The organism is Texcoconibacillus texcoconensis, assembly GCF_014202575.1.
In the GTDB taxonomy this organism is placed as follows: domain Bacteria; phylum Bacillota; class Bacilli; order Bacillales; family Salisediminibacteriaceae; genus Texcoconibacillus; species Texcoconibacillus texcoconensis.
The window spans coordinates 139,866-158,202 of record NZ_JACHHB010000003.1 but is presented as its reverse complement, the minus strand read 5'-3'; the positions used below and the strand labels follow the sequence as shown (position 1 = coordinate 158,202).

The window sequence follows — 18,337 nt, the reverse complement described above, 5'->3', positions numbered from 1 at the left end:
ACAAAAGTCAGCCTCCAATCGTTTTTCAACCACGCATGGTTGATACGTACTGTAGGCTGACCTTTTTAAAGTTTTTTATATTATCGATTATAAACAAACTTACTTTAAATGTTCAGGGTTTAAATCACTTAAATCGTCTATGACGAAACGACCATCTTTTCGGATAAGCACATCATCAAAATAGATTTCTCCTCCACCATATTCTGGACGCTGAATATTAACAATATCCCAATGAACGGCTGATTGATTTCCGTTTGGTGCGTCGTCATAACATTGTCCGGGGGTAAAATGAAAACTGCCGTCGATTTTCTCATCAAATAAAATGTCTTGCATTGGATGGAGGATATAAGGATTGACACCAATTGCAAATTCCCCAATATAACGAGCACCTTCATCTGTATCGAGGACATTGTTGATCCGTTCGTTATCATTGGCAGAAGCATCGATGATTTTTCCGTTTTCGAAGGTGAAAGATATGTTTTCATATGTAAACCCTTGATATGGTGAAGAAGTGTTATATGTGATGTGGCCGTTAATTGAATCACGGACTGGTGCAGTATATACTTCACCATCAGGGATATTGAGTCTACCTGCACACTTTACAGCAGGGATTCCTTGTATGGAAAATGTTAAATCTGTACCTGGCCCTTTGATTTGAACTTTGTCCGTTTGATTCATCAAATCGACAAGTGCATCCATCGCTTGTTCCATTTTACTGTAGTCAAGGTTACATACGTTAAAATAGAAGTCTTCAAAACCCTCTGTACTCATATTTGCTAATTGTGCCATCGATGAACTTGGATAACGGAGTACACACCATTTCGTGTTAGGTACGCGGATTTCACGATGGACTTTCGTTCCAACTGTCTTTGAATGGAGGCTCAGTTTTTCTGCAGGAACATCAGAAAGTTCAGATATATTATCACCCGCACGAAGGCCGATGTAAGCATCCATTTGTGCCATAGCATATGATTCCAACTCAGCTGTTAACTGTTGCTGTTCTTCTGTAGCATCTTTTAAGATCGTCCGATTAATTTCTGGTTCTTTTAATGATACAAGAGGAAGACCACCTACTGAATAAGCTTCTTCTACAAGTGCTTTAACAAGCTCTTTTTGGACACCAAAATTTTCAATAAGTAGCTTTTCTCCTTTTTGCAAATCAATAGAATAAGTAATCAGGTTTTTGGCTAACGTTTGCAGCCGTTGATCACGCATAGAATTGCCTCCTTTTATAAACTTTATTTAATGGTACATATTCTATCATAACGAACAAATGAGGCCACGTCACAGAAAATTTTTTTCTCGGGAAGGGTTATGCCGGATGATAACGAAATATAGGAAACGTATGTAGTTGTTTATGTTTGCACCTTTTGAAAAACGGGAATGTCATACTGAAAGTGGGAGGTGAATAATAATATGAGTTGGTTACTTTACATAAGTATCGCAATCATTGCGATTGCTTTTGCCTTTCTTGTCGTTTACTTAATTCGAACGCTTAAATCCTTAGAAAAAACGTTGACAAATGTCGCAAGTACTGTTGAAAGTTTGGAAAAACAGATGGACGGGATTACAAAGGAATCGGAAGAGCTTTTACATAAAACGAACCGTTTAGCGGATGATATTCAGACAAAATCTGAATCGCTTGATACGGTGTTTACGTCGGTAAGGGAGTTGGGAGACTCCTTGCAACGAGTTAACCAGTCTGTTAGATATGTGTCTGAGCGAGTATCGGTGAAAGCTGAAGAACAAGCTGACAATACCGCACAAGCTGTCCAATGGGGACATGTTATGATTGACTTGTGGAGCAAATGGAAAGCTAAAAAAGAAGCAGTGACTAGCGATCATCATCAATCTAAGGAGGGGTCGTAAATGAGTGATAAGAACATGAATTCAAAGGATTTGTTAATTGGAACGCTTGTTGGAGGGATTATTGGTGCATCGACTGCTTTGTTGTTGGCACCGAAATCAGGAAAAGAATTAAGAGGAGATTTAAATGAAGGGGCGAAAGTAGCAAGGGATAAGACATCGGATTTGAAAACGACAGCTGTTGAAAAAGGAAACCAATTCGCCCAATCTGCACGTGAAAATACAAGTGAATGGGCGAAAACTGTATCTACTCAATCGACAAACCTTGTTGATAAAGTGAAAGAATTAAGCAGTTCTGTCAAGAGGGATGTAGATGAATTAACAGACTCAGCTGAAGATTTAACATCAGATTTACAGGGTGTCGGCGAAGAACTCGCAGCTTCAGTAAAGAAAGAGGTTGAAGATTTACAGCGTTCCGTTGAGAAACTCGCTAAGGAAGTTCAAGAATCTGCTGAACAACAAGAAGAGGAAAAGTAAAGTGAGGGAAAAGACATGGAGTTAAAGGTGCTCGAAAACGAAAACGATTGGAAGGAAGTAAAAGAGAAGCAGGAAACGTTTTTCTTGTTTAAAAACAGCACGACATGTCCGATTAGTGATGAAGCATTCAAAGCTTACGAAACATTTGCCAATAACCATGCTAATGTGCCGACTTATTATTTGAATGTTCAGGAAGCGAGACCTTTATCCAATGCAATCGCTGAGTATTATAGCGTTAAACACCAGTCACCACAGGTGCTTCTTATTGTAAATGATCGCGCTGTGTGGCACGATTCTCATTTTAACATCACGACGAGTGCGCTTAGTGATGCTGTTTCATCTCAATAGCAAGATACTTCAAAAAGGACTCTAGAAGGATAAGTCAACCTTCTAGAGTCCTTTTACGGTTAAAATGTTGTTTTAAATCAAATCGGGAGCCATTGTATCTCCAATTCGTCCCCATGTTGAATAGGGGCAGAAAAGGAAGTGCTTTCTCCATTCTGTAAAAGGACAGGTTTCTGATTACGTTTAGGAGAGGTATCGACATCAACGTAGTTAAATAAGTCTTGAAAAATAAACGTCCCTTGATTGACATCTTGCTCATTGATAGTTAGTTCATCTCCGTCTTGTAATTCCGTATGCTCATTTAATATCTCTCCATGTCGGTAAACTTTAATTAACGTTTTCGTTAACTTAACTCGGTCACCGTTAAAAGAAACATCGATTGTAAAGGTGAGTGGTCTTTCCAACTCTTTGAGCATATGTGCCACAAGTATAGGTGAAGATGCTCGCTTATAATGAATGTGATCACCATCTTGAACGGGCGTTCGAGCACTTACTGAACGATGATTTTTTTCTAGTAACACATCATCGGTTTGCATACGCTTTTCAGAGCCATTGATGGTGATACGGATAAACCCTTCATCCAATGGTGAGCCTGGTTCGATCTCTTTAACGACCTCGCCGGCAGTCGAAGCAACTTGGGTCGTTATGATGTCACGGTCGTTAACGGTCGTTGTTAATGAGACAGGGGCATCATTGATGAATATTTTCCCCTCTATTGTCACAGGTCGATCATTGTATGTCACAGTCAGATTTGGGAGAGATCCAATGATATCCTTAACAGTAGCTTCAGCATCATGTCCCTCGGATCCGCGTTCGACAAAAATCACATCCCCATCTTCTAGAGAAGAATCTAAAGTTGTATTTTGTCCGTTCTTCGTTAAAACTGGTGATTGTCCGTATTTCCCAGGTAATGAGACAATTCGACCGTCAACTTCGACAATTTTTGCCATCCCCGGCTTCCCATAAAGTTTTGAAATCTCTATACCGGCAGCTAGTAACCCATCTCCAACGGTCAATTGTTTCATATCAAATAGTCGAACCGTTTGGTTATTGACTTCAATACTTAAATATTCGACAGGCGATTCTTTCGCAGCGATAGCAATCCCGATTGGTGTGACTAACTCAGGTGTCGGGTTTAGTTCGTGATCACTTGCTAATGATTGGATCGCATCAATGCCACGAATGGCGACACGATTTGTCGGTAGTGAAAGTTTTTCAGTTAGTTTTTCGGTTAACCCAGATGTCATACTTCCGCCTCCGACAAGCATAACAGCTTTAGGTGCCTGTTGATTCAGAGACAATATTTCGTCTTTAATCGCTTCCGCCAACTTTTCAATTGCGTGATCTATTTTTTCAATGATTTCAGATTGATGATAAGTCGTTTCAAAACCTAAAATGTCCATCATTGTTACTTCTTCTTGTTCTGAAACGGTTCTTTTTACATACTCGGCATCAGGAAAATCGAGCAAAAACTCTTCACTAATCGCGTCTGTAATTTCGTCACCTGCAACGGGCACCATTCCATAAGCCGTGACTGTCCCTTCATTTGTAATAGCGATATCTGAAGTACCAGCCCCAATATCAACTAACGCAACATTCAATCGCCTCATAGATGGTGGAATTAATACATTAATCGCCGCGATAGGCTCTAATGTTAAAGCTTCAAGTCTTAACTCAGCACGATGAAGGGCCGCTAACAATGACTCGACGACGACTTTTGGCAAAAAGGTTGCAATCACTTCAACGGATGCTTGCTTTCCGTTTTGGTCAACTAAACTTCCGATCACTTCGCCGTCCAGCTTATAATTTAATACAGAATAACCAACACAATGATCATTGAGAGGTTGGTTTTCATTTTCTGCTTGTTGTGCAAGTGCATATTGAGCATTCTGGACTGCGCTCAATTCTAAATGCAAAATGTCGCTCTGCTGAAACAGCGGTTTTCCTTCGATGTCGACAGTCATTTCAGCACGCTCAGTTCTAAGTGACCGGCCCGCAGCAGCAACACAAACAGATGTTAGTGGTCCGTGTTTTTCCTCTAATGTCATTTTAATTTCGCTAATAATTTTGCTAACGGCAATGACATTATGAATTTGTCCGTCTAACATGGAACGCTCGCGGTGCTCACGTTGCTTAATATCGATGACTTTGTATCCGTCAGACTGTTTATGTAATAAAAGTCCTACGACGGAGCGTGTTCCGATATCAAGTGCAAAAATAGGCTCGTAGTTTTTTTCGTTCATATGTCCACCTCTACTTTACTTCAAACTCAATGGCATTTGTCGGATTATGGAATATGATGTTGTCTCTGCCCTTATTATACATGATTCAATGAGATACAGAAGAGGGGGAGAAAAATGGTTACGTCACTTTAATGCTTAAAAGCGTTTAATGATTAAAGAAAAATTACGTGACAGATAATTGCCAATCAGTTATAATAGTCTCTAATTAATTTAGAACATAGCATAAAAGATGAAGGGGAGGAGTTTTGGTTTATGGCAAACGAGCAGCTAGAGGAATTAAGAAAACAATTAGATGATGTTAATTTGCAGTTATTAGATCTTATTAATGAACGAGCTAGGGTTGCACAAGAGATTGGTAAAGTAAAGAGTGCACAAGGGTCAAATCGTTTTGATCCTGTTCGTGAACGGGATATGCTTGATACAATTTCTGAAAATAATGCTGGCCCTTTTGAAACATCTACTCTTCAACATATTTTCAAAGAAATATTTAAAGCAAGTCTAGAATTGCAAGAAGATGATCACAGTAAAGCGTTGCTCGTATCACGTAAGAAACATCCAGATAATACGATTATCGACCTTAACAATGTTCCTGTTGGAAATGGTACACAACAACTTATTGCTGGTCCTTGTTCTGTTGAAAATGAAGAACAAGTGGATGCAGTAGCCAAAGCGATTAAAGAACAAGGCATTCCATTTTTACGAGGAGGAGCCTTTAAGCCAAGAACATCTCCTTATGATTTCCAAGGTCTCGGAATCGAAGGGTTGGAAATTTTACGACGTGTTGCCGATCGTCATGATTTAACGGTTATTAGTGAAATTGTCAATCCAGCCGATTTAGAAAAAGCGGTTGAATACCTTGATGTTGTCCAAATTGGTGCCCGAAATATGCAAAACTTTGAATTATTAAAAGCAGCCGGAGATATTAAGACGCCAGTCCTATTGAAACGAGGATTGTCGGCAACAATTCAAGAGTTCATGAATGCAGCTGAGTACGTGTTAGCAAAAGGAAATGATCAAGTCATGCTATGTGAACGTGGTATTCGTACTTATGAAAAAGCAACTAGAAACACGTTAGATATTTCAGCTGTGCCAATCTTAAAACAAGAAACACATCTACCAGTATGGGTGGATGTGACGCATTCAACAGGACGACGGGACTTACTATTGCCAGCAGCAAAAGCTGCGCTTGCCATTGGCGCTGACGGTGTGATGACGGAAGTTCACCCAGACCCTGCAGTAGCCCTCTCCGATTCAGCTCAACAAATGGATATTCCACAATTTAATGAATTTATGGAGGCTTTAAGAACGTCCGGTTATTTACAAGATGTACGCGTTTAATGCGGTCTTTCTTCTAAACGTCGAACCTTTAAGCTTATCGCATTGGCTGATAAGCGTAGGTTCGGCGTTTTCTTGTTGTTTTAAAGGAAAAAAATTCACGAAAACGTATACTTCTTTTCACAAAGTGCCAAGCTAATACAGAGGTGCCATATGAGTCATTATATGAATGGTGAAATATGAATGATGAAATGGATCCAATGAAACTACGATAACAAGAAATCATAACCTCTTCCTAGTCACCAACTTAAACATTTCTTCAATACAATTGAAATAATAAGGAATTTTCTATAAAAAATTTTGAAGAAAACTGAAAACGGGTGCAAATTTTGTCGATATTATTATTGAGATTGCGCCCCTGCTGAAATTGTCGTATCATGACAATACATTATGAAAGTATGAAAGCCATAAAATGGTAAAAATATCAAGGAGGAAATAAAAATGAATATAACGATTTACGATGTAGCACGAGAAGCTGGGGTGTCAATGGCGACAGTTTCAAGGGTTGTAAACGGAAACCCTAATGTTAAACCAACAACAAGAAAGCGCGTTTTAGAAGCTATTGAACGTTTAGGATATCGGCCAAACGCGGTTGCTAGAGGCTTAGCAAGTAAACGTACAACGACGGTAGGCGTTATTATTCCTGATATTTCGAGTATCTTTTTCTCAGAATTAGCACGAGGGATTGAAGATATTGCAACAATGTATAAATACAACATGATTTTGTCAAATTCTGATCAAAACAAAGAAAAGGAAATTCATCTCATTAACACAATGTTAGAAAAGCAAGTAGATGGGATTGTGTTTATGGGAGGCGAAATTACTGATGATCATGTCGAAGCATTTGAAAAGTCTCCAGTTCCGGTTGTAATGTCTGCAACACTTGATCAAGAAAGAAAATTACCTTCTGTAAATATAAATTATGAACAAGCGTCTTACGACGCTGTCAAATCTTTTATTGATCAAGGACACAATAAAATTGCGATGTTAACAGGAACGCTCGAAGATCCAGTTAACGGATATCAAAAATACGCAGGCTACAAACGTGCTCTAGAAGAACATGGCATTTCCTTTAATGAAGATTATGTCGTCATTGGTGACTATACATATGATTCAGGAATCGAAGCTATGGAATCATTAACATCTCTTGAAGATAAGCCTACGGCTGTGTTTTCCTCAACGGATGAAATGGCTTTAGGTGTTATCCACGGTGCTCAAGATCGTGGTTATCGTGTGCCAGAAGATTTTGAGGTCATCGGATTTGATAACACACGTTTAGCGATGATGGTACGTCCAACGCTCACATCAGTCGTACAACCAATGTATGATATTGGTGCTGTTTCAATGCGTTTGTTAACCAAATTGATGAACGGTGAAAATGTAGATGAAGATGTCGTCGTTTTACCGCACCGAATTGAAGACCGCCAATCAACAAAAGGTGAGTCAGTTAACTAAAGCGTGAATTGAGAGAGAGAAAATAGAACAAGACGTGGCTAGGGAGAGGATTATGAAGAAACTAGATTATTTGACACCGGTTGGAATATTCGTCGGTTTAACGATGGTATTCTTTGCGATTTATTCGAATGCAGGGGCAGGCAATGTCCAATTTTTTGTGCAATGGTCATCGATACTTATTGTATTTGGAGGGCTTGCAGCTGCAATACTTATCAACTTTTCATTACAAGAATTAAAGTTACTTCCGAAAGTATTGAAAGAAACATTCAAATCGGATGATCATGATCTCGAAGACCTCATTAACACGTTTGTTGAACTTTCAACGAAAGCACGGCGGGAAGGGTTACTTGCTTTGGAAGTAGGGATGGAAGAAGTAGAAGATCCATTTATAAGAAAAGGTGTTCTTTTGGCGGTTGATGGGATTGAGCCTGATGTCATTAAAGATATTATGATGGCTGAAGTTGTGGCGATGGAAGAACGTCATCGTAAAGGGCGCTCAATCTTTGAAAAAGCAGGAGAATATGCACCAGCATGGGGAATGATCGGTACACTTGTTGGACTTGTCCTCATGTTACAGAGCTTAAATGACCCAGAAACACTAGGCCCAAACATGGCGATTGCTCTTTTAACAACATTGTATGGAACGCTATTAGCGAACCTTGTTTTCATTCCGATGGCAAATAAGCTATCGATGAGAACGGAAGAGGAAGTGTTTGTTAAGCAGATTGTCGTTGAGGGAGTTATCGGTGTTCAATCAGGTCAAAACCCGAAAATATTAGAAGAGAAACTAAGTGCCTTTTTACCAAACCACGCTAAAGATCAAGATGACGAGGAAGTGGAGGCGTCTGAAGATGTTAGAGCGTAGGAAACAAAAGCGAGAAGAGAAAGGGTCGCCGAAATGGATGCAGACGTTTTCTGATATGATGATGTTAATTCTCGTTTTCTTTATCTTACTATTTTCAATGTCTGTTATTGATGCAAAAAGATTTAATGCGATCGCTGAGTCGTTTCAAAATCGCGCCATTTTCGATGATTATCCGTCTATCGTTCCATTTGAAAATCCAGCAGAAGATCGAGATATTAAAGATGATCCATTCGAAGAAGAGGTAGATCCTTTCGAACAGTTTATTGACGAAGAAGTGATTGAAGAAGGGGAAGACGAATTGGATGATCTTCTTGCTGAAGTCAATGATTATTTAGAAACGCATAATTTGCATGAAAATATATCAGCAACAAGGGATGAACGTGGCGTCGTTCTTGTCCTTCAAGAACAAACATTGTTTAATACCGCTGAAGCAGAAATTTTGCCTGCAGCAGAACCCTTTTTAGAAAAAGTAGGGACGCTATTAGAAACGATTCCAAATGACGTGAAAGTCGAAGGGCATACGGATGGTCGTCCTATTCAAAACTATCGTTACCCTTCTAATTGGGAATTATCAGGTGCAAGATCGAGTAGTGTCATCCGCTTTATTGATGAACATGCTGACGTAGATTTAAATCGCTTTTCAGCTATTGGTTATGGCGAAACACAACCTGTTGCACCAAATACAAGTGAAGAGAACATGCAAAAAAATCGCCGCGTTGTCATTGTGATTTCTGATCCTGCCCATGAAGATGAATAAAATAAAAGCTGACTTGTAAAGGAATCTACCGTTTTAAGTCAGCTTTTTGTTTTAGATAGAATTTACTCTCTTAATCAATGAAATCAATCCAAACTAGTAATTAGGTGAGAAAGGGCGCTTTTTTTTATCGCGAAAAGGGCGTAACGCTTTTTCGACCGTCCTATTATTTTTTTCTTCAATTTCTCTTTTTCGTGGAATTGAAGGGTATATATTTTCCTCATCGTACCATTGTTTTGGTAGCGTAACTGGTGCTGCCTGTTGCCAACGATCAAGCCATTCGGTTGGAAGAGATTGATTTAGCAAATGTCGTTGATCTGTCATCTCTAACCATATAATCGACCAAGCTCTCGGAACGACACGCCAAATGTCATAACCACCACCACCAACAGCAATCCATCGTCCGTTGCAATACTTGTGTGCCAGTTCGTGAGCGAGAGTCGGGATATGATGGTAAATGTTCATCGTCGTACATAGGTGAGTTAAAGGGTCGTAATAATGTGCATCTACACCGTTTTGGGATAGGATGACATCAGGTTTAAACTGTGCAGCTACTTCCTTTATAACGGTGTAATAAGCATCGAGCCAAGATTGATCTTCAGTAAAAGCTTCAAATGGTACATTTACAGCCGTCCCGTAACCTTCACTATGCCCTCTTTCATTCACATACCCCGTACCTGGAAATAAAAAACGTCCGGATTCATGCAAGGAAACAGTACAAACGTTAGGGTCATTGTAAAATGCCCACTGAACGCCGTCCCCATGATGGGCATCTGTGTCAATATACATAACTTTCGCATCGTAATATTTTCTTAAGTACTGGATGGCGATGGAACTATCATTATAAATGCAGAATCCTGATGCTCTCCCGCGAAACCCATGATGTAGCCCGCCACCAAGGTTTAAAGCATGCAAATACCCTTCTTCAAAAACGGCTTCCACCGCTTTCAACGTTCCGCCCACTAACCAAGAAGCAGCTTCATGCATACCGGGAAAGATAGGTGTGTCATCGGTACCAATACCAAATGTTGTTTGCATTGAAGAGTGGAATGTACCATGGCTTGCTTTTTTGACTGCATCGATAAAGTCTTGATTATGGATGAGTGATAGCTCATTTTCCTTCGCTATCCGTGCGCTCAATTCATCTGATTTTTGCAAAGCGCCTAATGTGTGAAGGAGTTCCCGTGTCATTTTCAAACGGTCTTGATTAAAAGGGTGGTCATTGCTAAATTTATATGATTGTTGTTCATCTGAATAGATGAAAACAGCATCTTTACCTTTACTCATAACGATTCATCTCCGGACCGATCGGCCAGTGAATTTCATAGCCGTGATCTCGGACCTCGTCAATAACTTTGCGTGGATCCATCGTTTGCAAACGAAAAACTAACATTTTTTTATCGTTCCGTTTAGCTGGGTACATGAACACACTTTGTACATTGATTTCAAAGTTTTGTATAATTGCTGATACTTCAGCTAACATACCACTAACGTTAGGAACTTGAACTTCTATGCGAGAGGTTGGTTGATCAGCCCCCATTAACTTAACGAGCATCCGTAAAATGTCTTTATCCCGAACAACACCGATAATTTCATCATGCAGCTGAACAGGAACGCACCCTATACGTTGCTGGGTCATAAGTGTTGCGATTTCTTCAACTAAATCATCAGGGTGAGCGGTGATGACATCGTGCGTCATTACGGAAGATAGCGGTTTTTCCATTGAGTAAGCGCTTTCTTTATTGTTCAGCGTAGAAGGGCTGGCATCACGTAAATCACGATCGGAAACGATACCCACCATATTTTCCTTCTCATCGGTAACAATTAAATGACGGACTCTTGCAGCTTCCAATAATGCAATCGCCTCAGCAATTGTCGTTGATTGATGAACCTTATTAAAATCTGTCTTCATCAATTGTCGCACAATCATAAGTCGAATCCCCTTTCATAATCGTCAAAGTGCTAAAACATGTACTTATACTTAAAGCGAATACGATTGAACTCGTGAATAGATTCAGCATCGACACGTTCACCAATTCGAGCCATCAAACAGTTTGCAGGGTGTGAACAAATTTCAGGGTCATCTGTGGCATAACATTCTAAACCGCCGACATTCATCACTTTTTGCATAATGTCTCGATACTCCCAAATTGATAAACCAGCCCCTCTTAAATCCCAGTGCCAATAATATTCAGTTGTAATGATAATGTAATCTTCCATAGCATCATCTGCCATCGCCACTTTCAACAAATGTTTTGCAATCCCATAACCTCGATACTTTGCGGAAACTTCAATCGCACCTAATTCTAGTAAATTAGAAAGGTTTGCTTCTGACCATCGTTCGATTTCGTCGGGGTATAAAAAAATACTATAACCGACAATCGTTTGATGGTCTCTAGCAATTATTAATCGACTCTCTGGTAACTCTAGGACGTTTTTGAGGGCTTCACGTTGTTTATCTGGTTGACGAAACGCGATGAGTCCTTCGTCCATTTCATACCTAACGAATTGTTCTTTTGTAATCGGTCCTTCGACGATGAAGGGAGGCGTTTTTGAATTTAGTTCGAGCGAATGATACGTTTTGTTGTGCTCCATTCGCATAACCTGCCTTTTTGAATGGTATAGGTAAGGAAGTAAGGAAAATACTTTTGTTACAAATAATATATCATACTGAAAGGATCGATGGTGACATTTTAGGAGCGTTTAATTCAATTCATTACTATGTATGCGAATAAAAGAAAAACGATGACCGAAAATGGTCACCGTTTTTTCTTACGAATATATCATAATATTGATACGAAGCAGATAAAGTGTACGTTTATTCATCGCTTTCGTCTTGGTCATCGTCCTCAGAATCTTCGTTTTCATCCTTTTCTTCCTCTTTTTCTCCGTCTTCTTCATCTTGACGATCTTGCTCATCCTCTTCGTCATCGATTACGTTAAGGATGACTTCAGTATAATCTGATTCTCTTCCTGCTACATCAACGGCTGTGATAGCAATCATGCCATTACTTGCTTCATAAGCGAGAGATTCGTCAGCTCTTATATTAGTTACTTCTGACCAGTTGTCGTCTTCGTCGCTTCGTTCGTAGATGTTATAACCAACGACATCTTCTTCTGGATGTTCCTCCCATGTAATCTGCCCGTCAATTTCTTGGACATTAGGAGATTCTGGTGTATTGCCGTTATCAGGAGCTTCTTCATCTGGAACTAACGACTCTTCCCAATCGTCAGGAAAATAGTTGAGTAGTTCAGCAGTGTCTCCATCAAGGAAATCAAAGTATTCTTCGTCAACGGCAACACCCTCGCGTAAAAATACCTCTGGTGTAGATTCTAATGCAGTGTATAAATCATCACCAATTTGAACGTATTCGGCTTTTGTTAAGCTATCGTCAGACTCAGTTGGAACATGTTCTGCGTTGAATAAATCTGTTTCAACAAGTCCAATTTCTTCACAAATATCAGATGGTAGCTTACCTGAAATTGAACAAACGGATTGTCTAACGATGTTATTAGGCATTTGAAACTCTTCATTAGCTGAAAAGATGTTTTCGTCGATATCATGGACGCTATTTGCTAAGTTAGCCCAAATTCTTTGTGTACGGACTCCGTATGATCGTCCTTCGTGCACTGAAGTAAGACGTAAGCGGCTATCATCATAACCAATCCAAACACCGAGTGTTACGTTTGGATTACTACCAACAAACCAGGAATCGGCGTAATCACTAGAGGTCCCGGTTTTCCCCGCTAGGTCTGTTTGGAAATTCAGCATACCCGGAAGTCCGGATGCTGTACCAGGACTTTTAAGTACATCTCTCATCATATCTACGAGAAGGTATGAAGTTTGTTCAGAAAATGCTTCATTTGTTTCAGACTCGCGCTCGTAAATAGAGTCGCCGTCAGGGGTGTCTATGCTTTCTATCATATAACTTTCAACGTGTTCACCGCCGTTAGCGAATGTGGAAAATGCATTTGTATTCATTTCTACTGTCGTGCCGTGAGAGCCTAATGCTGTAGCCTCATAAGGTTGGTGGTCATCTAGGTTCGTGATTCCGTTATTTAGAAGACCCTCTCGAAGAACGTCGTGATCTAATTCATTAAATTCACGTACAGCAGGAACATTTCGAGATCTTTGTAACGCTTCACGAGCTGTTATAAAGCCGAGGTGGTTACGATCGAAGTTGCGTACTTGCTGCCCATTGGTTTCATACTCGTATGGAATGTCTGGTGTAATATAACCAGGCTGTAAATGTCCTGTTTCAAGCCCAACAGCATAAGTGAGTAAAGGTTTCATCGTTGATCCATTATCACGGAACATTTGCGTTGCATGATTGTAATTTTGAATCTCGTAATCACGTCCACCGACGAAACTGAGAATTCGACCCGTTCCATTTTCAATCATGACGGATCCAACTTCTTCTTGATAATCTTCCCCGTCAAGTGATTTATTGTTGGCAAATAATGAATCATCTTGTACCACTTCTTGATGGGCATCGTAAATCTCTTTATCGATCGTTAAATGAATACGATACCCGTTTCGTCTTAAGTTTCGACGTGCTTGTTGACTATAATCAGCAGACAGTTGTTGGCGTTGTTCAATGTTATCAATTTCATCAAGGTTGATTTCGTCTTCTTCGAGCAGTTGTTCTTTAACGATCCTAACTGCGCGTCTTTCAACTTCTTGTGTCAGGTAAGGATATTTACTATAAGTAGACGGTGTGCTTTCTGTAAGGTTTTCACGAATGTCATAATCCATCGCTTCATTATACTCTTCTTCGTCAATAAACCCTGCGCCTTTCATTCGATTTAACACAGTTTTCATACGGTTGAGACCAGCATCAAAGTTATCTTTGACTTCTCCAACTGAAGTGAATGGTGTATAAGCAAAAGGGCTCTGCGGTTTTCCAGCGAGAAATGCAGCTTGTGCAAGGTTTAAGTCGCTAGCGTCCACACCAAAAATTCCTTGAGCTGCAGCTTGTGCACCAGCTATTTGTCGCCCTGATGCATTTCGACCAAACGGAACAACATTTAGGTATGCTTCAAGAATTTCGTCTTTTTCAAAGAAGTTTTCTAGTCGCATGGCTAATAAAATTTCACTTGCTTTGCGTTCAAAGGAAACTTCACTTGATAAGATTTGGTTTTTAATAAGTTGCTGTGTGAGTGTACTTCCACCGGTTTGCACAGGGGCTCCAGAGAATTCTTGATAAGTAGCGCGCATTAAAGAACGTGGTACAATCCCATCGTGGTTGAAGAAATACTCATCTTCAGTTGCAATGACCGCTTCGATTAAGTGGTCGGAGATATCTTCTAAAGGAATTTCACGTCGTTCCAATTCAGATGGAAGTTCACCTAAATACATGTCATCGGCAAAATAGACTTCGCTGATTTCTTCGTAGTCATAAATATCTTTTTTCATGTCATCATAACTACGAATAGGCTCATCATTAACGAGGGATGCGAAATAACCAGCCCCAGCCCCACCGACGAACATTGTTCCTATAAGAATAGTAGCTAAAAAGACAAGAAATAAGTTCCAAACGACTTTTGAAGTAATACGTAGGTTTTTGAACCAAGATTGGCGATTAAATGAACGCCCTTTAGCGTCTTGGCGATTTGTATATCGTTTATTGCTCATGTCGAAACCTCCTCAAAATACAACATTCATTATAGCATATCAAACAAAAGATGAAATACGTCGAAAAGTAAGATATAGAAAGTTTGACATTTGCAGCAGAAATATGGTAAAAGAGAAATATTACATAAATCAATAAAGAAAAATATCAAGCAATGATGAGGATGAAGTAGTGGTCATCTCCCTGCTACAGAGAGTTGGTGGTTGCTGTGAACCAACGCAAAGATGGCAAATGAATTACGTCCTCGGAGCTTTCGCGTGCATTGTGAGCTAAATGCATGCGACGGGTGAGACCGTTAGTTCTTTGAAGTGGAAAGTAAACGAGAAGTAAGCTTTCAACGAGGGTGGTACCGCGATCAACTCGTCCCTTTTTTAGGGAGGAGTTTTTTTGTTTTTCTATGGAAAATATAAAGAGAGTTATCAAAGAAAGGGAAGGGATAAAACATGTCATTGTATGAAGATTTAACGTTTCGTGGACTTGTTAACCAAGTCACTGATGAAGAAGGTCTGAAAAAAGCAATAGAAAATGATTCCATTACGTTGTATTGCGGGTTTGACCCAACAGGGGACAGTTTGCACATCGGACATTTACTGACAATTTTAACGATGCGCCGCTTTCAATTAAATGGTCATCGACCATTAGCGCTTGTCGGCGGTGCAACAGGGTTAATTGGTGACCCTAGTGGTAAAAATGTTGAGCGTTCTTTGAATGAACAAAATGTTGTTGAAGAGTGGAGTGAAAAGATTAAAGGACAACTTTCTCGCTTTTTAGATTTTGATGGTGAAAACGGAGCGAAAATGGTCAACAACTATGATTGGATCGGTTCCATGTCAGTGGTAGATTTCCTTCGGGATACAGGGAAGCACTTTGGCATTAACTACATGCTTGCTAAAGATTCTGTTGAGTCTCGTATTTCTTCAGGGATTTCCTACACAGAATTTAGTTATATGATCTTACAGTCACTTGACTTCTACCATCTATTTCAACGTGAAGGATGTCGTTTACAAATCGGAGGCAGTGACCAATGGGGCAATATCACTGCTGGCCTAGAATTAATCCGTAAGCACCGTGAAAACCCTGAAGAAACAGATGTTGAACAAGAAGCATTTGGTATGACGATTCCACTTGTGACAAAAAGTGATGGTACCAAGTTTGGTAAGACAGCAGGTGGAGCAGTTTGGTTAGATCCAGAAAAAACATCACCATATGAGTTCTACCAATTCTTATTGAATACAGACGACCGTGATGTTATCACTTTCTTAAAATACTTCACATTCTTAACGAAAGAAGAGATCGCTGAATTAGAAGGTGAAGTTGAGGAGCGTCCGCATGAAAGGAAGGCACAACGTAAACTGGCAGAAGAAGTGACCAGTTTTATTCATGGTGATGAAAAACTAGCCCAAGCGCAAAAAATTACAGATGTATTGTTTGGTGGTGGAGATCTGAAACAACTGTCAGCTGAAGAAGTTTTGCAAGGTTTTAAAGATGTACCTAGCTATCATTGCGAAGCTGAAGAAATCGGTCTCGTTGACCTTCTTGTTCAAGCAGGGATCTCTTCATCAAAGCGTCAAGCACGAGAAGATATTCAAAACGGTGCGATTTACATTAATGGAGAACGTTGCCAAGATACAGGAAAAGTTGTTGAGCAAGCAGAACGTTTAGATGATCGTTTCATCGTTTTACGTAGAGGGAAAAAGAAATACTACCTCATTACATTTTAAAAGTTTGATCATTTGCGGGCATGAGTGATTTGAAATCATGCCCGTTTTTGATTTGAAGCTAGAGAATGTCGATTGGTTTATCGGAAATAATACGACAACAAATGAGAATTACTTTTAGTAATTTATGAAGGGAGTTATATATGGAATTAACCAATATTAGTACATGGGTTTTATCGATGATTCCGATCATAAATATTTTGTTAGCTTGTGTCGTTGTTTTTATTGAAAGAAGAGATATCGGACACACTTGGGCTTGGTTGATGGTCTTATTTTTTATTCCTCTTCTAGGGTTTATTTTCTATATCTTTTTAGGGCGTCGTATCAACCAAAAAAACTTTTACAAACTTACTGATGAAGAACAAGATTACCTTCAATCTTCTGTAGACAAACAGTTGGAAAAACTAAAGGATCCTAGCTATCGGCAAAAGCATTTATTTGAAAAATATTTAGGTTTAATTCGAATGAACTTAAAATCACCGAATGCGTTGGTTTCAACGGACAATGAAGTAGAAATTTTTAATGACGGGCATCGGAAATTTGCTGCATTATTTGATGATATTCGTGCGGCTGAAAAAGAAATTAATATCCAATATTACATCATTCAAAGGGATTCACTAACCGAAAAACTCCGCGATGAACTGACAAAAAAAGCGAAACAAGGTGTAAAAGTACGTATTCTTTACGATGAAATTGGATCACGTAAAATTTCACCTTCCTATTTTAAAGAAATGGTGGCACATGGGGGTGAAGTCGCCGTTTTCTTTCCTTCCTTTTTGAAACTGATTAACTTTCGCATCAATAATAGAAATCATAGAAAGCTCTGTATAATCGATGGAGAAGTAGGTTACATTGGTGGGTTTAACGTAGGTGAAGAGTATTTAGGGCATGATGAAAAGTTCGGTTATTGGCGTGATACCCATCTTAGAGTGAGAGGGGGAGCTGTTGATCAAATTCAAGGGAGGTTTATTTTAGATTGGCATTATGCTACGAAACAACAACAATTGAACAGTGAACAATTTTCATTTCGAACTAAAAATCATGATGGACAGAGTTCAGCCCAAGTGCTTGCAAGTGGCCCCAATTCTGAAACCGAATACATAAAAAACATGTATATCAAACTCATGATGTCTGCGAAAAAAAACGTGTACATACAAACGCCGTATTTCATTCCTGATGCTAGCTTCATGGATGCGTGTAAAGTTGCTTTGTTATCTGGTGTTGATGTACATATTATGATTCCGAATAAACCGGATCATCCGTTTGTTTATTGGGCTACTTGGTCATATGTTGGAGAGCTTTTAAAATATGGTGCGAAAATATTGATATACGAAAATGGGTTTATGCATGCCAAGGCGATTGTCGTTGATGGGGAAGTGGCTTCTGTAGGTACGACGAATATTGATAACCGTAGTTTCAAATTGAACTTTGAGGTTAACACCTTACTTTATGACCAGCAAGTGGCTGCCGATCTCCATGAAATGTTCTTGGAAGATCGTGAAGTTTGTTCAGAATTGACTTTAGAAAGGTATCAGAAGCGACCTCTATTTATCAAATTTAAAGAAGCGATTTCTCGTCTTTTATCGCCGATTCTATAAATGTATAACGGTGTCAGCAACAAAAAAAGTCAGAAACCCTGAAATAGG

Annotated in this window: 15 protein-coding genes and 1 other annotated feature; of the genes, 9 read left to right on the top strand and 6 right to left on the bottom strand. The window is 39.5% G+C overall.

All coding sequences use genetic code 11. From position 1 onward, the window contains the following. Window positions 1-99: 99 nt before the first annotated feature. Entirely contained in the window at window positions 100-1,215 is a 1,116-nt protein-coding gene (locus HNQ41_RS04530) for an aminopeptidase (RefSeq protein WP_184663237.1), read from the bottom strand. A gap of 201 nt (window positions 1,216-1,416) precedes the next feature. Here HNQ41_RS04530 and HNQ41_RS04525 point away from each other — a divergent pair, with 201 nt between their 5' ends. Genes HNQ41_RS04525 through ytxJ form a run of 3 tightly spaced genes read left to right on the top strand, consistent with a single transcriptional unit; the run spans window position 1,417 to window position 2,691 of the window. Beyond that, window positions 1,417-1,869 (top strand): DUF948 domain-containing protein, encoded by a 453-nt coding sequence (locus tag HNQ41_RS04525; RefSeq protein WP_184663236.1) that lies wholly within the window; start codon window positions 1,417-1,419, stop codon window positions 1,867-1,869. After that, complete coding sequence (locus HNQ41_RS04520) at window positions 1,870-2,343, top strand: YtxH domain-containing protein (protein ID WP_184663235.1); 474 nt, start codon at window positions 1,870-1,872, stop codon at window positions 2,341-2,343. A gap of 15 nt (window positions 2,344-2,358) precedes the next feature. Then, window positions 2,359-2,691 carry a bacillithiol system redox-active protein YtxJ gene (gene ytxJ / locus HNQ41_RS04515; RefSeq protein WP_184663234.1) on the top strand — a complete coding sequence of 111 codons (333 nt, stop codon included), beginning with the start codon at window positions 2,359-2,361 and terminating at the stop codon, window positions 2,689-2,691. Window positions 2,692-2,768: 77 nt separating this feature from the next. Here ytxJ and pilM read toward each other — a convergent pair whose 3' ends face one another. Then, window positions 2,769-4,931 carry a cell division protein FtsA gene (gene pilM, locus HNQ41_RS04510; RefSeq protein WP_184663233.1) on the bottom strand — a complete coding sequence of 721 codons (2,163 nt, stop codon included), beginning with the start codon at window positions 4,929-4,931 and terminating at the stop codon, window positions 2,769-2,771. A gap of 252 nt (window positions 4,932-5,183) precedes the next feature. On the opposite strand from pilM, the gene HNQ41_RS04505 reads away from it, so the two are divergent. From HNQ41_RS04505 to motS, 4 genes are all read left to right on the top strand, one after another. Further along, window positions 5,184-6,269 (top strand): bifunctional 3-deoxy-7-phosphoheptulonate synthase/chorismate mutase, encoded by a 1,086-nt coding sequence (locus HNQ41_RS04505; RefSeq protein WP_184663232.1) that lies wholly within the window; start codon window positions 5,184-5,186, stop codon window positions 6,267-6,269. A 438-nt stretch (window positions 6,270-6,707) separates the two neighbouring features. Continuing rightward, a complete protein-coding gene (gene ccpA, locus HNQ41_RS04500; RefSeq protein WP_184663231.1) occupies window positions 6,708-7,721 on the top strand; it encodes a catabolite control protein A in 1,014 nt (337 codons plus the stop codon). A gap of 52 nt (window positions 7,722-7,773) precedes the next feature. Further along, window positions 7,774-8,586, top strand: coding sequence for a flagellar motor protein MotP (motP, locus tag HNQ41_RS04495; protein ID WP_184663230.1), 813 nt, complete (start codon window positions 7,774-7,776; stop codon window positions 8,584-8,586). Then, the gene (gene motS, locus HNQ41_RS04490; RefSeq protein WP_184663229.1) at window positions 8,573-9,343 is read left to right on the top strand and encodes a flagellar motor protein MotS; all 771 of its coding nucleotides are present in this window, start codon (window positions 8,573-8,575) and stop codon (window positions 9,341-9,343) included. Before motP ends, motS begins: the two co-directional genes overlap by 14 nt. Window positions 9,344-9,436: 93 nt before the next feature. Here motS and HNQ41_RS04485 read toward each other — a convergent pair whose 3' ends face one another. The 4 genes from HNQ41_RS04485 to HNQ41_RS04470 form a co-directional block, all read right to left on the bottom strand. After that, entirely contained in the window at window positions 9,437-10,627 is a 1,191-nt protein-coding gene (locus HNQ41_RS04485; RefSeq protein WP_184663228.1) for an acetoin utilization protein AcuC, read from the bottom strand. Continuing rightward, window positions 10,620-11,270: a CBS domain-containing protein gene (locus HNQ41_RS04480; RefSeq protein WP_184663227.1), complete on the bottom strand. Its 651-nt coding sequence runs from the start codon at window positions 11,268-11,270 to the stop codon at window positions 10,620-10,622. Before HNQ41_RS04480 ends, HNQ41_RS04485 begins: the two co-directional genes overlap by 8 nt. Before the next feature lie 32 nt (window positions 11,271-11,302). Next, the gene (locus HNQ41_RS04475; RefSeq protein WP_184663226.1) at window positions 11,303-11,935 is read right to left on the bottom strand and encodes a GNAT family N-acetyltransferase; all 633 of its coding nucleotides are present in this window, start codon (window positions 11,933-11,935) and stop codon (window positions 11,303-11,305) included. Window positions 11,936-12,158: 223 nt separating this feature from the next. Beyond that, window positions 12,159-14,975, bottom strand: a complete 2,817-nt coding sequence (locus HNQ41_RS04470) for a transglycosylase domain-containing protein (protein ID WP_184663225.1) — start codon at window positions 14,973-14,975, stop codon at window positions 12,159-12,161. Between the two features lie 143 nt (window positions 14,976-15,118). Next, window positions 15,119-15,344 (top strand) — a binding site (T-box leader). A 72-nt stretch (window positions 15,345-15,416) separates the two neighbouring features. Between HNQ41_RS04470 and tyrS the strand changes: the two genes are divergently transcribed. Both tyrS and cls read left to right on the top strand, forming a co-directional pair. Then, complete coding sequence (gene tyrS, locus HNQ41_RS04465; protein WP_184663224.1) at window positions 15,417-16,694, top strand: tyrosine--tRNA ligase; 1,278 nt, start codon at window positions 15,417-15,419, stop codon at window positions 16,692-16,694. Window positions 16,695-16,834: 140 nt separating this feature from the next. Beyond that, on the top strand, window positions 16,835-18,289 hold the full coding sequence (gene cls / locus HNQ41_RS04460) for a cardiolipin synthase (protein ID WP_184663223.1): 1,455 nt from the start codon (window positions 16,835-16,837) through the stop codon (window positions 18,287-18,289). The last annotated feature ends 48 nt before the right edge of the window (window positions 18,290-18,337 follow it).